We start from the raw sequence: 13,024 nt of genomic DNA, 5'->3' as shown, positions 1-13,024 counted from the left end.
GAGCCCTGTATAGCCACTTTTCTTTTCTGCTATAGGACAGCCTCGAACGGTTAGTTATCCGGCTTGCCGGGCTTTCTCATTATTAGCTCCGTCCTTGCTCTGCTGGGTCTCTGTGGAAGATACAGCGGCGGATTTGGCTTCTGGTATGGGTGCCCGCTCCATCCGGCAATTGCCGGTGAACACGCCCCCGTCTTGAATGAGCAGCGTGCCGGCGGTTATGTTGCCGTGCAGCTGTCCGGTTGCTGTAACGGTCAGACGGCCTTTTGTTGTAATGTCTCCGAAGATTTTGCCGGCCACGGTCACATCTCTGGCAGTAATATTGGACCTGGCTATGCCGCATTCCCCGATGATGACATCGCCTTTGCATTCGATATCGCCCCGATATTCACCTTCAATGCGCAGTCCGGCTTCGCTGATAAGCGTACCATCGACATGCGTCCCCTGACCAATTAGAGTGTCGGTGGAGTCATATCTCTTCTTATCCTTGAACATGGGCATTAATCCTCCTTCACCAAGCGCAAATATTTGAGCGGATTGACAGGCTCGTCATTCTGCATGATTTGAAAATGAAGATGGGGCGCGGTGCTTCGTCCTGTCGTTCCGAGCAGCCCGATCTTCTCGCCTTTAACGACCGTATCGTTTCGTTTGGCATCAGCGCGCTTTAAATGATAATAGACCGTCTTAAGCTTGTTGTGATGTGTAATTACGATATAATTACCTTTACTGGCATTGGAGCCTGTCTCCGTCACAGTGCCATCAGCTGCAGCGAAAACAGGATCACCCTCCTGACCGCCGATATCGACACCTGCATGAAAGGTTGAGCGACCCGTGAAGGGGTCCTTCCGATAGCCGAAGCTGGACGTTAGCTTGTGTGATTGGGTTGGCCAGCCTGACGGCAGGGCAGCCAGCTCGGCTTGACGGAGCTTTGTCTTGCGAAGCGAATCCGCCATCGTTACTTCCATCGTATCAACCAAGTTTGCAATCGCGCGAAAATCCAGATCGGAATCTGTTGCCAGCTTCGCCAATGCGCGCGCTTCATCTGCCGCAGAATAGCTGCTCGTCGATACCTCCTTCTTTCGGGCGTTCACGGATTTGGACGGGCGGACTGTGCTGCCGTATGTTTCGGTGAACTGCTGCAGCTTGGCCTCCAGCTGCTTCAGATCGGTGAGCTTTGTCTTCATCTCCGTCGTTTGTTTCCTGAGGCGTTCAACCTCGTGTTGGAGTGAGACTACACTCTCGTCTTTCTCATTGATCGTATGGACATAAGTATTCACTTGGGCCGCCATGACATCCTCTACGCTGCCTAGCTGGTAGGCAGAGCGTAGCTGAAGCAGGGCGATACAGCCCGAAACCGCAAGTACAGCAGCGGCTGGTGCAGCGACGACCGATCGTTTCGACACACGGAATTGTTTCACATTCTGATCCGCGTCGCGCAAGATCAATAGCGACCACTTACTTTTCCGAGCTCGTTTCAATAGGCGTTCTCCTTCCGGCCGGCAATGAGTTTCGAACGTTCTATAGCTATTTATTCCTGAAAAGCTGGAAACATGCCTAATAATCAGCGAATATGTCAGGGATGCGGAGCCAAAACTATATAAACATGTCAAGATTGACAGGGGCGGAAATATGATCTGGTTAGCGCTGGCACTGCTTATTTTTATTTTCCAAATTGCTACGATTCTTATTCTGGAGTTTCGTCATCCTTCCAAGACGGTAGCTTGGCTGCTTATTTTATTTATTTTCCCAATCATCGGGTTCGTCATGTATTATTTTCTGGCAAAAGAATATCAACGCCGGCGGACTGTTCGCAAGAGCCGTGTAGTAGCGGAGGAAATTCGGCTGCAGGCGCTGCTTCGCTGCAAGCTGGTCAACCGGCCGACCGATATCAACAGCGGGCAGTTCGCTCATCAGGAGCGGCTGTACCGGATGCTGCAGAGCATGGCGCTGTCTCCCATAACAAGCTGCAATGAGACGCGGGTGCTGACCAATGGGGAGGAAACCTTCAGCGCGATATTGGAAGCGATCGATAGTGCGAAGCATCATATCCATTTGGAGTATTACACGATTCGGGATGACGGCATAGGCCGGAAGTTCAAGGATGCGTTAATACGCAAGGCGCATGAAGGCGTCGAGGTGAGAGTTATTTATGATGGAGTAGGCAGTCTGGAGCTTAGCTATCAATATTTGCGGGATTTGCATGATGCGGGCATTGAGACGACCTGCTTCCTGACGCCGCGCCTGGCGTTCTTCGATAAACGAATGAATTATCGCAATCATCGTAAAATCGTCGTCGTTGACGGTCTGATCGGCTTTGTGGGCGGCATTAACATTGGGGACGAATATTTGGGCGGGAACAAGAAGCTTGGCTTCTGGCGGGATACGCATCTGCAGGTAAAGGGGGATTCTGTATATTTTCTGCAGGATATCTTCATGCGGGACTGGTGGTTTACGACTAAGAAGCGATTGAGTGATTCTGCCTATTTGCCGGAGCATGCGTGTACATCCAACGAACAGGTGCAAATCATCTCCAGCGGACCGAACAGCATCGCAGACTCTATTCTGGAGGTTGTGTTCGCGGCTGTGTCCGTAGCGAAAACGAGAATATACATAACGACCCCTTATTTTATCCCCGATGCCAGTGTGTTGATGGGATTGCGGACAGCGGCGCTCAGCGGAGTGGATGTGCGGCTCATTATTCCTTATGTGGCAGATTCGAATTTGGTGCTGTACGCCTCCTTGTCCTATGTGGAGGACATGCTCGCGGCGGGTGTGCGCATTTATCGGTACAAAAAAGGCTTTGTCCATTCCAAAGTGCTGATTATTGACGATTTGATCGCTTCTGTAGGTACGGCGAATATGGATATGCGCAGCTTCTTCAGCAATTTCGAATTGAATGCGCTGCTGTTCGACCAATCGGCGATCGACAAGCTGGTACATGATTTCAATGCAGACATGAGAGACAGCGAGGAAATTCATCTGCATGTATTCAAGCAGAGGCCGCGATGGCAGCGTGCGAGCGAGGTGATTGCGAGGATGCTGTCTCCCCTGCTATAGCCCGCCGTAGGCAGATGAAATGCTGCAGAGCTGAGATGTTAAAAGCTAAAGGGCTGAAAAGCTGAAAAGCTGAAAAGCTGAAAAGCTGAAAAGCTGAAAGCCCTCGTCATCGCAAAGCGCGAGGCGAAGGCTTTTTTTTACTGGGAAGAAGGGGACTGATCTTATACTCGATTGAGCTGGGTGGTGCGGTCAAGCTTTACAATATGGGCGAGCTGATGGTCGTCCCCTCGTATAAGGTCGCGAAGCAGGCAAGAGGCGATCATGCTGTAAACAGAGCCATTGCCTCCGTACCCCAGACAATAGTAAACACCGGGCCATGCTGGATCTTTGCCGATGAAGGGGAGGTTGTCCCGCGACTCCCCGAATGAAGCTGTCCAATCATATGCGATTGGAGCAGTGAAGGCTGGGAACAGGTTCTGCAGCTGCTGAAGCAGCTTATCTGTTCTTGCATGCCGCTGCTGATCATTATGGAGGGGCTCAGAATTATTCTCATCCAAACCGCCAACGATAACGCGCCCATCGCCGGTTGTTCGCATGTAGATGTAGGGGCGTGCGGATTCCCAGATGAGATATTGCTCATGCCAGGGGGCGATATCTCTTTGCGGCTCGGTTACGATGGCATAAGTGCGGTTAATATCCGCTTTAATCAACTGGCCGCGCAGCTCTTCCGGCTCATAGCCGATAGCATAGATCACATGGTCTGCTTCAATGACTGCGCCTGTGGCGGCCGTTAACCGGTGCAAGCCGAAATCTTGTGTATCATGAGTAGTTATATCTGTATGCTCATATATAACAAGGCCAAGGCTGGTAGAAGCCTCTGCAAGAGCATGAACGAACAGTAGCGGGTTAATCTCAGCATCTCCGTGTGTGACAATAGCTCCGGGCTTGCGGAATGGAAAATGCCGTTCAATTGTATCCGGCTCCCAATACTCCACTGGAAAACCATTTGCAAGCAGCGTTTCATATTCACGTTTCAGCTTGGGAACTTCTTCCTCGGTGCTTGCATAATAGAGGCTGCTTCTTCTCGCAAACCCATCACCGATGTTGAGCTCATCGACAATTTCGCCAAACTGCTCCACTGCTTTCTGGCAGGCTTTATAGAATTGAACAGCATCGGCCTCGCCAATTTCTTCAATGAGATCGGTGAGCATAATATCATTGCAGAATTGAAGCAGCCCCGTGTTGGCGGAGGTACTGCCTCCGGCAACCTCGCCGCGCTCCAAAATGACAGTGTTGATCCCGCTTTTGGCTAATACATATCCGCATAGCAAACCGGAAATTCCCCCTCCGACAATAGCGACACGATAGCGCGCGTTCAATTGAAGCGGTGGATAGGAGCAATTATTGCTCAGCGTTGTGGGCCAATACAGATTTCCATTATGTAGATCCTTCATTGGATTAAACCTCCCCATCATATCGTGCCCAATTGCGCCAATATATTAAGCGTATCATGCATATTTGCTGCTGCACGGGTCTTCAGTTCTTTACAATGGGTAGAAAAACAGAGGGGTTTCCCCCTCTGCATGATCCAGCGTTATTCTTGTATGGGATCAGGAATCCATCCATCCTCTTGAAGCTGGGAGTTGGTCTTCATCCCTTTCATATCATTGCCAAGCCGCTTCATATCCTGCTCATCTTGAACCATGGAGCCGTTCCTAGCTTGCTCAATCGGTTCTGTTTTGCGTCCCGCTTGGCCTGAGGCTGGCTGAGAGTTAGGGTTGAGACCTTTCAATTGCCGCTCCGTTCGATGATCCATTGGGACTCACTCCTTCTTCATTGCGCTTCATATTCTGGAAGACAGTAGCTGTTTGCTCAGCAGCTGATGCTACTTTAGTGGCCGCTGCTCTACCGATTTCATTTACTCGGGTGCTGACATCACTGGCTTTGTCTTTTGCCTGGGACGCTAGTGTGCCGGCACGGTCACGGGCTGCTGTGGACAGCTCGGAGGATTTGCGGCGAATCGTTTCCCGCATATCCTTGCCTGATTTAGGCGTCATCAGCAGTGCAGCTGTTGCGCCCACCGCGCTGCCAATAATGAGGCCTTTCAACAATTTACTGCCACCTGCTTGTCGATTATTCACGTTTTCCATGATCGTCAACTCCTTATATTTTGAATGGTGAGAGAATTGGCTTAGAAGCAGTGCTTCCGCCTTGATGTTTTGCCTTCATGTTTCTTTTATACCCCCGTCCTACGACAATTGAAACGAACCGCTCCAGGAACGAATAGGTTGAATGCAATGGAGGAAACGTAGTCGAAAGGTGAAAAGTTCACGCTATACCAGCCATTTGCGGCAGGAAGGAGAGACAGGGCAATGTCGAAAGAGAAGGGATTGCGAGCTGTGAAGGTGTGGGAAGGAGAATCGGGATGTGGTGGAGAGATCGGACGGGAGGGCAGGGACGTGATGGCGATGTCGGACGGGAGGTAGAGACGTGATGGAGATGTCGGATGACGGACTGCGGGATGTGGCTGTAGAGATCGGAAGAAGGACAGGGGTTGCTGAGATGTCGGACGGATGGTAGGGACGTGATGGAGATGTTGGATGACGGACTGCGGGATGTGGCTGTAGAGATCGGAAGAAAGATAGGGGTTGCTGAGATGTTGGATGACGGGCAGAGGGATAGGATGGAGGCTTTGAATAGAGAGCAGTTGGATATGGTGGAGGCTTCGGCTGGAGAGCAGGGGGGCAAGATGTCGATGTCGGTTGATGGGCAGATGGACGGGATAGAGGCTTTGAACGGAGGACAGGGGGATCAGGTGGAGATGCGGAATAACCGCCTGTGGGCTTCCGTTGAGAGTGTATCTGGTGCAGCTTTGGTCTATACGACTAGGGGGGACTTGGTGGAAAATGTTCATCGGGGCCATGTCGCTGTCGTGCGGGCAGATGGAGAGCTTGCCGCAGAGGCCGGGGATGCCAATGTGTGGACTTATATGCGATCTGCAGCCAAGCCTATTCAGGCGATGGTTGCTTTAATGTCCGGTGCTGTGGATGCGCTCGGTCTGGATGATGAGGCGTTGGCACTCATGTGCGCCTCTCATCAGGGCGGGACAGCGCATATTAAGGTTCTAGAAAGAATGCTGGCCCAGACGGGCGTAATGGAAGACGAGTTGTCATTCCATCGAACGCTTCCTAGCGGATTAGTGGAGCGAGAGACTTTCCTTCGCAGCGGAGGCGAGCGACGCAAGCTGTATCATGTTTGTGCGGGCAAGCATATTGCGATGCTTGCCGTGAGCAAGCATCAGGGCTGGTCGCCAGCTTCCTACACCGAGCCAGATCACCCGCTGCAGCAAAAGGTGCTGCACAGCCTGAGCTTGTTTGCAGGCTTGCCGCCGGAGGAGCTTAGGCTCGCTGTCGACGGCTGCGGCCTGCCTGTTGCTGCGCTGCCGCTATGGCGGCTCGCGCTAGCCTATGCGCGCCTTTCCGTCCAGCCGGAGGCTTGGGCGGACGCGGCGCTGAGAGCCGCGGCTGCGCGTATCGCCGCGGCAATGAACCGCCACCCGGCCCTCGTCGAGGGCTCCGGGCGGCTGGCAACAGCCATGCTTGGCGACAGCAATGTCGTCGCAAAGAGCGGCGCGCAGGGCATCTTCGTCTTCGCCCTGCGTCAAGAGCAATTAGCCGTCGCCATCAAGCTGGACGACGGCGGAGAATCGGCTTGGCCGCAAGCTGCCTGCGCCGTGTTGGAGCAGCTCCGCGTTGGCGGCGACCTCGCCGATCGCATCCGCAGCCAGTTCCCGCCGACGATCGTCAACGACGTCGGCGAAACCGTCGGCAGCCGCGTACCATGTCTGCGGCTGCGACTATTATAGAGCGGCTCGCGGCAGCAGAGAGCCGCGCGTTGCTATTCCGCGTACAGCAGGGAATAGTAACGCGCGGTGTTCAGTAACAATGAAAAATCCATTTTACAGTTGGCAACTTGGAACTCCACCCATTGCATGCAATCTCCGTTACTGCGAAAATACAGTTAATAATGGGCAGAATGGACCGTTTTAAGCAATCGCCTGCAAAAGTGCAGCAAAATCGAAGAAAGCACCATTTATATGGGCTTCTGGGTCATATCTGATGTATTTTTGCAGTTACTCTGTCTGTTAGCGGCACTATTTGATGCAGGAGATGTATTTTTGCAGGTATGTGCGATTGATAGCACGCATAGTTGGGGGTTGCAACTCATTTTGGTTTCTCAACAGCCTGAAATCCCGCAGTTACCTAAAATCCATATCCCCGTTCAGCGTAGCTCTATATTCCGTCATATAGCCAAACTCCAAATCCCGTAGCATTCTAGCCTCATATCTCGTCATAATCCAGCTCGATCCCCGCTCAGCGTAGCTTCATATTCCGTCATAGACAAACTCCAAATCCCGCAGCATTCTAGCCTCATATCCCGTCATAATCCATCTCTATATCAGCGTAGCTTTATATCCCGTCATAGCCTGGCTCCATACCCCGCCCAAATCCGGCCCTTCTGCCCAATAAATTGCTTGTTTTCGAAAAGCACTGGCATTGCAATTTTCGCTCTCTTACTTTTTCGGCCAGCGTTTCACCGTTGCGGACAATGGTGTATATGCAACATAGAACGTTGTAAGACGATTCCACAAAGGAAGGGTGAAAGTCTATGTTAGGATGGGCGCTACTATTTTTCATTGTTGCAATTGTAGCCGGTGTGCTGGGATTTTTCACACTTGCTTCAGCAGCGGCGGGCATCGCAAAAATCTTGTTCTTCGTATTCTTGATCTTATTCGTTGTCTCCCTTATTTTCGGCAGAAGACGAGTCTGACCCCGCACATAAGACTAAAAGACAGAATATAAGCTCTAACGCGAAGCTCCCAAGCTAACGCGAAGCTCCCAAGCTATGGGTATCTCCCTAGTTAACGCGAAGCTCCCAAGCTATCGGTAGCTCCCAAGCTATCGCAAAGCTTGCAAACCATCGCAGAACGTACAAGCTATTGACAAGCAGTATGGAAACTGGATAAGGCGGGATCAACCTGCACCTATGATGAGGAGGAATAAAATATGGCTATTACAACTAAAGTGACAAGTGTACATGCAGTGAGCACCATTCAAGAGGCAAGAGAGCAACTGGATCGCTATATACTGCAAGGCTACAGTAGAGACCAACTGTTCGTACTGGCACACGAAAAAGATCGAACAGAGCGAATTGCCGAGCAGACCCATGCCGAGGAGATCGGCATGAATGAGGAGGGACTCGGCACAGCTATCGCGAACATATTCCGCTCTCGCGGTGCGGAGCTGCGTGCCAAGATGAGGTCGGTCGGCATAAGCGAGGTAGAAGCCGAGCGGCTGGAATCAGAGATGGACCGTGATCGAATCGTGGTCATCGCTTGGGGCGGGAAGCCTTACGAGGACGATAACTACGATCCAAACATCATATACTACCCGCCGATTATTTAATCAATTCGCCGATTATTTAATCAATGATTAGTGGTCAACCGACCGGCTGTCATGCAGCTATTCTGCCACCGCAGCCGCTCCTGTTCCAATCGTTCGTCCATTGAGTTAAGCAGCAAGTAGACCGTTCATCCGCGAACGGTCTACTTTTCTATAGAAGAGGAGGGGGAGCTAATGCCGCAAAGCCGTTTGTTCCGTGTATCAATAACGATAGTAGCCATGCTGCTTATTATTTATTTACTGGCTAAAGTCAGCTTCCTGTTCCAGCCGATCATGGCGATGTTTCATCTCCTGATTGTTCCATTCATGCTGGCTGGCTTCTTCTATTATTTGATGCGGCCAATTGTCCAATATCTTATTCTTCGCAAAGTGAACCGAACAGCGGCAATTCTGCTGATCTATTTGGCGATGGCCGCTGTTGTTGCCATTTTTGCTATCGTCGTTTGGCCGACTCTAATGAAACAACTGGATACATTCGTCAAAGAAGCCCCGGCCTTCATAGAGAGCTTCAAAGGGCAGGTAGAGAAACTTCAGCACAATCGCCTTGTCGCAATGTTCAGCTTGGAGCAGGCGGATATCTCGACCAAGCTGTCAGAATATCTGGATCAGGCGATTACGACGGCTTCTGATTACGTGTCCAATGTCATTGCGGCCATCACGAGCTTCTTCATCGTCGTCGCGACAGCGCCGATTATTTTGTACTACATGCTCAAGGAAGGCGAGACCATCCCGAAATCAGCGCTGCATCTTATACCGAAGCGGTACAACAAGGATGGACAAGAGGTGCTGGAAGAGATTGATGCTGCGCTAAGCGGATTCATTATAGGGAGGGTCATTATCACATTTCTGCTGGGCGTTATGATGTATGTAGGTTTCATACTCATTGATCTGCCATACGCGCTTCTGGTTACGGTCATTGCAACCGTATTGAACATCATCCCTTATATCGGGTCGATCCTTGGCGCAATACCGTGTATTCTCGTCGCTTTTATCGATTCGCCGTCCATGGTGCTCTGGGTTATTATCGTCACAATTGTAACGCAGCAGATCGAAGGCAATTTGCTGTCCCCTCATATTTATGGCAAACGTCTGGACATCCACCCGCTCACAACGATCGTTCTGTTGCTTATTGCGGGCGAGCTATGGGGAATAGTTGGTGTTATTCTCGCGATCCCGATCTATATGGTGCTCAAAATCATTACAGTCCGGCTATATCGGCTATTTTTGGCCGAGAAGGTGGAGGAGCTCGTCGAATAGAACAGCAGTACTTCGCTTCTATTGCTTATCCATAAATTGCAGCCGCTGCATGGCTTCCCGATAACCGCTTGGAGAGTAGTCGTAGAATCGGCGAAACTGCTTGGAGAAATAGAGCGGGTCTTGAAAGCCGACAGAGGAAGCGATCTGTTCAATCGTCAGCTCGGTTCTTTCCCGCAGCAGCAGCCGTGCTTTGTCAAGACGGAGCTGAAGCAGGAAGGCTACAGGGGTAATACCTGTCCGCTGCTTGAACAATCTGGAAAGATATGCGCGGTTGTAGCCGAGCGTGCTTGCCATTCTCTCGATAGATACCGGCTCGGCATACTGTGATGACAAGTACCGAATCACCTGTTGAAAAAGCGCCTCGCCATTATCCGGGGCCACAATGGAAGGGTCGCTATTGTCGGCCGGCAGCGAGCTGAACTCCGCGAACAGCAGCTGCAAATAACCGGCTGAGCGCAGCTGGACAGCAGCTGCGGAGCCGCCTTGTCTGAATGTTCGCTCCATGCTGCGGAATAGGGCGCCGATACGCCGATTGGCGCCAGTATCGATAATCGGCTGCTCGGTCGACAAGCCTGCTGAAGCAATCAGCTCCTCGGCTTGCCTGCCTTCGAAAGCGATCCAACGATAGTGCCATGGAGCTTCAACGTGAGATTCATAGCTGATAAGCTGATCTGGCTGGATGAGAAAGGATTGCCCGGCATGCAGCGTGTAGGTTTGATCCGCACAGGTGAAAGTACCCGAGCCTGCAAGGACATGGTGCAGCAGATAGAAACCATATACTTTGGGGCCAATCCGATGGTTTGGTTTCGTTTGACTCTCACCAGTGAATAATACATATAAATCACCATGCAATGCAGGTACGGGATTGGATACGACGGTATAGCCTGCCTGTTTGCCCATTATGAGAACCCCCCTTGCATAATCCAGCTTTCAGGTTGCAGATATCATATCACATTGACTGCTGTCTATTCGACAAAAAGTCATATTAGTCCATGTGCGGCACACATCGCACCATTTCGCTGCCCTTGAATATCCGCTATACTATGGCTAGATAATGAAAACGATCCTTTAGAGAAAGCGAGAACTGTCATGGCTAACATCCAAGAGCTAATACGGCGTTTCGAGGAGCTATACGGCAAGTCCTTGTCAGCAGAACAGATCCGCGTTTTTCATGCGCCGGGCAGAGTGAATTTGATCGGTGAGCATACGGACTATAATGGCGGGTATGTTTTGCCAGCCGCGCTAACATTCGGAACAACACTGCTCATTCGCAAGCGGGAAGATAACCAGCTTGGAATGGCTTCGACGAACTTTGCCCTTCATAAACAGATTTCAATGGATGCCATCACGTATGATGAAGCAGACGAGTGGATGAATTATCCCAAAGGAATCGTCAAGGAGCTGCAGAAGAGCGGCTGCCGCTTCGAGAGCGGCTTTGACCTGCTGTTTCATGGCGAAATACCGAATGGCTCAGGACTTTCCTCCTCGGCTTCTATTGAAGTTGTGACCGCCTTTGCGCTGCATGCCCTGAGCGGCTGCTTCGAGATGGACACCATCGACATTGCGAAGCTTTGCCAGAGGTCGGAGAACGAATTCAACGGGGTGCAATGCGGCATCATGGACCAATTCGCGGTAGCGAACGGCAGGAAGGACCATGCGATACTGCTCATGTGCGACACGCTGGAATATGATTTGATCCCGTTCAACACCGGCAGCTACCAGCTAGTCATTGGCAACACGAACAAACGCCGCGGTCTTCTCGATTCCAAATACAACGAGCGGCGAAGCCAGTGCGAGCAGGCGGTTAGGGAGCTTCGTGCTGCCTTTCCAGACTTGACGCTGCTGGGCCAGCTTACGCTGGCGGAGTACAATGCGAACCAGCACCTCATAAGCGACGAAATCATTCGCAGTCGTGCTAAGCATGTCATTGAAGAGATTGACAGGGTCCATCGGTCTATTGAGGTGCTGCGGGTCAATGATCTGGAGGCATTCGGCAAGCTGATGAATGAATCACATGATTCTTTGCGCGATTTATACGAGGTAACAGGCGCCGAGCTGGATGCTATGGTCAATGCGGCTCGAAGTGTGCCGGGTGTGCTCGGTTCGCGAATGACCGGGGCGGGGTTCGGCGGCTGTACGGTATCGCTTGTGCATGAGGATCATATTGAATGGTTCAAATTAGAGGTAGGACGCAAATATACGGAGCTGACAGGTCTAAATGCTGAATTTTATACTTGCAAGATCGGCAACGGTGTGGAACAGTTGATATAGCAAAACAGATTACAGTAGTTAATAGGAGGTACTAATAATGGCAGTTCTGGTTACTGGTGGAGCAGGCTACATCGGCTCACACACCGTTGCTGCTCTTCTGGAGCGCGGGGAAGACATCGTTGTGGTGGACAATCTGCAGCAGGGGCATAAGGATGCGGTGCTGGGCGGCAAAATGTATGTTGGCGATCTGCGCGACAGCGATCTGATGGACCGGGTTTTTGAAGAGAATTCAATCGAGGCCGTCATCCATTTTGCTGCGAATTCTCTGGTCGGCGAGAGCATGAGCAATCCGGCCAAATATTATCATAACAATGTGTACGGAACATTATGTCTGCTTGAAAAAATGACACAATACAACGTCGGCCGTATCGTATTCTCATCAACAGCGGCAACTTACGGAGAGCCAGAGAGCGTGCCCATTCACGAGCATGATCGAACGATGCCGACGAACACATACGGCGAGACGAAGCTTGCGATGGAGCGGATGATGCATTGGTTCGATGTTGCACATGGCTTGAAATACGTTTCTCTGCGCTATTTCAATGCAGCGGGCGCTCACGCTAGCGGCGCCATCGGCGAGGATCATACGCCTGAGACGCATCTGCTGCCGCTTATTTTGCAGACGGCGCTGGGCAAGCGCAGCCATATATCCGTATTTGGCGAGGATTACCCGACAGAGGACGGGACATGCATCCGCGATTATATTCACGTTAGCGATCTGGCTGACGCTCATGTGCTTGCGGTTGAAAGACTGCGGCAAGGCGGTGATAGCGCGATCTATAATTTGGGCATCGGACAAGGCTTCTCTGTCAAGCAGATGATTGACATCGCAAGGCAGGTGACCGGTCGCGAAATACCCGCTAAGGCAGAACCAAGACGTGCGGGAGATCCGGCTGTGCTGATTGCCTCTTCCAGCCGCGCACGCGAAGAGCTCGGCTGGAATCCGACCAGAAGCAGACTAGAGGACATTATTAGCAGCGCATGGGGATGGCATTCTGCTAATCCTGACGGCTACAGCACCAAGAAGCAATAACAAGGCG

The 13,024-nt window shown here is 51.5% G+C and carries 13 protein-coding genes; 7 read left to right on the top strand and 6 right to left on the bottom strand.

The window, feature by feature from the left end; translation table 11 throughout:
- Positions 1–54: 54 nt before the first annotated feature.
- Both L6H65_RS16270 and L6H65_RS16265 read right to left on the bottom strand, forming a co-directional pair.
- Complete coding sequence (locus tag L6H65_RS16270; protein WP_236343645.1) at positions 55–492, bottom strand: bactofilin family protein; 438 nt, start codon at positions 490–492, stop codon at positions 55–57.
- 5 nt (positions 493–497) lie between these two features.
- Positions 498–1,475, bottom strand: coding sequence for a M23 family metallopeptidase (locus L6H65_RS16265; RefSeq protein WP_236343644.1), 978 nt, complete (start codon positions 1,473–1,475; stop codon positions 498–500).
- Positions 1,476–1,626: 151 nt separating this feature from the next.
- Between L6H65_RS16265 and cls the strand changes: the two genes are divergently transcribed.
- Entirely contained in the window at positions 1,627–3,054 is a 1,428-nt protein-coding gene (cls, locus tag L6H65_RS16260; RefSeq protein WP_236343643.1) for a cardiolipin synthase, read from the top strand.
- A 161-nt stretch (positions 3,055–3,215) separates the two neighbouring features.
- Here cls and L6H65_RS16255 read toward each other — a convergent pair whose 3' ends face one another.
- From L6H65_RS16255 to L6H65_RS16245, 3 genes are all read right to left on the bottom strand, one after another.
- Complete coding sequence (locus L6H65_RS16255) at positions 3,216–4,448, bottom strand: NAD(P)/FAD-dependent oxidoreductase (RefSeq protein WP_236343642.1); 1,233 nt, start codon at positions 4,446–4,448, stop codon at positions 3,216–3,218.
- 140 nt (positions 4,449–4,588) lie between these two features.
- A complete protein-coding gene (locus L6H65_RS16250) occupies positions 4,589–4,810 on the bottom strand; it encodes a hypothetical protein (RefSeq protein ID WP_236343641.1) in 222 nt (73 codons plus the stop codon).
- Complete coding sequence (locus tag L6H65_RS16245; protein WP_236343640.1) at positions 4,767–5,144, bottom strand: YtxH domain-containing protein; 378 nt, start codon at positions 5,142–5,144, stop codon at positions 4,767–4,769. The genes L6H65_RS16250 and L6H65_RS16245 overlap by 44 nt, the downstream gene beginning before the upstream one ends.
- Before the next feature lie 437 nt (positions 5,145–5,581).
- Here L6H65_RS16245 and L6H65_RS16240 point away from each other — a divergent pair, with 437 nt between their 5' ends.
- The 4 genes from L6H65_RS16240 (at position 5,582) to L6H65_RS16225 (ending at position 9,713) form a co-directional block, all read left to right on the top strand.
- Complete coding sequence (locus L6H65_RS16240) at positions 5,582–6,859, top strand: asparaginase (protein WP_236343701.1); 1,278 nt, start codon at positions 5,582–5,584, stop codon at positions 6,857–6,859.
- 803 nt (positions 6,860–7,662) lie between these two features.
- A complete protein-coding gene (locus L6H65_RS16235; RefSeq protein WP_236343639.1) occupies positions 7,663–7,824 on the top strand; it encodes a DUF1328 domain-containing protein in 162 nt (53 codons plus the stop codon).
- Positions 7,825–8,060: 236 nt separating this feature from the next.
- Positions 8,061–8,459, top strand: a complete 399-nt coding sequence (locus tag L6H65_RS16230) for a YflT domain-containing protein (protein ID WP_236343638.1) — start codon at positions 8,061–8,063, stop codon at positions 8,457–8,459.
- A 171-nt stretch (positions 8,460–8,630) separates the two neighbouring features.
- Positions 8,631–9,713: an AI-2E family transporter gene (locus L6H65_RS16225; protein ID WP_236343637.1), complete on the top strand. Its 1,083-nt coding sequence runs from the start codon at positions 8,631–8,633 to the stop codon at positions 9,711–9,713.
- A gap of 18 nt (positions 9,714–9,731) precedes the next feature.
- Here L6H65_RS16225 and L6H65_RS16220 read toward each other — a convergent pair whose 3' ends face one another.
- A complete protein-coding gene (locus L6H65_RS16220; RefSeq protein WP_236343636.1) occupies positions 9,732–10,613 on the bottom strand; it encodes an AraC family transcriptional regulator in 882 nt (293 codons plus the stop codon).
- A gap of 189 nt (positions 10,614–10,802) precedes the next feature.
- On the opposite strand from L6H65_RS16220, the gene L6H65_RS16215 reads away from it, so the two are divergent.
- On the top strand, positions 10,803–11,984 hold the full coding sequence (locus L6H65_RS16215; RefSeq protein ID WP_236343635.1) for a galactokinase: 1,182 nt from the start codon (positions 10,803–10,805) through the stop codon (positions 11,982–11,984).
- A gap of 37 nt (positions 11,985–12,021) precedes the next feature.
- Positions 12,022–13,017 carry a UDP-glucose 4-epimerase GalE gene (gene galE, locus L6H65_RS16210; RefSeq protein WP_236343634.1) on the top strand — a complete coding sequence of 332 codons (996 nt, stop codon included), beginning with the start codon at positions 12,022–12,024 and terminating at the stop codon, positions 13,015–13,017.
- Positions 13,018–13,024 lie beyond the last annotated feature (7 nt).

Source organism: Paenibacillus plantiphilus (assembly GCF_927798095.1).
Lineage (GTDB): Bacteria > Bacillota > Bacilli > Paenibacillales > Paenibacillaceae > Paenibacillus_Z > Paenibacillus_Z plantiphilus.
The sequence above is the reverse complement of the archived record's forward strand: the minus strand, read 5'-3'. Positions and strand labels throughout refer to the sequence as shown.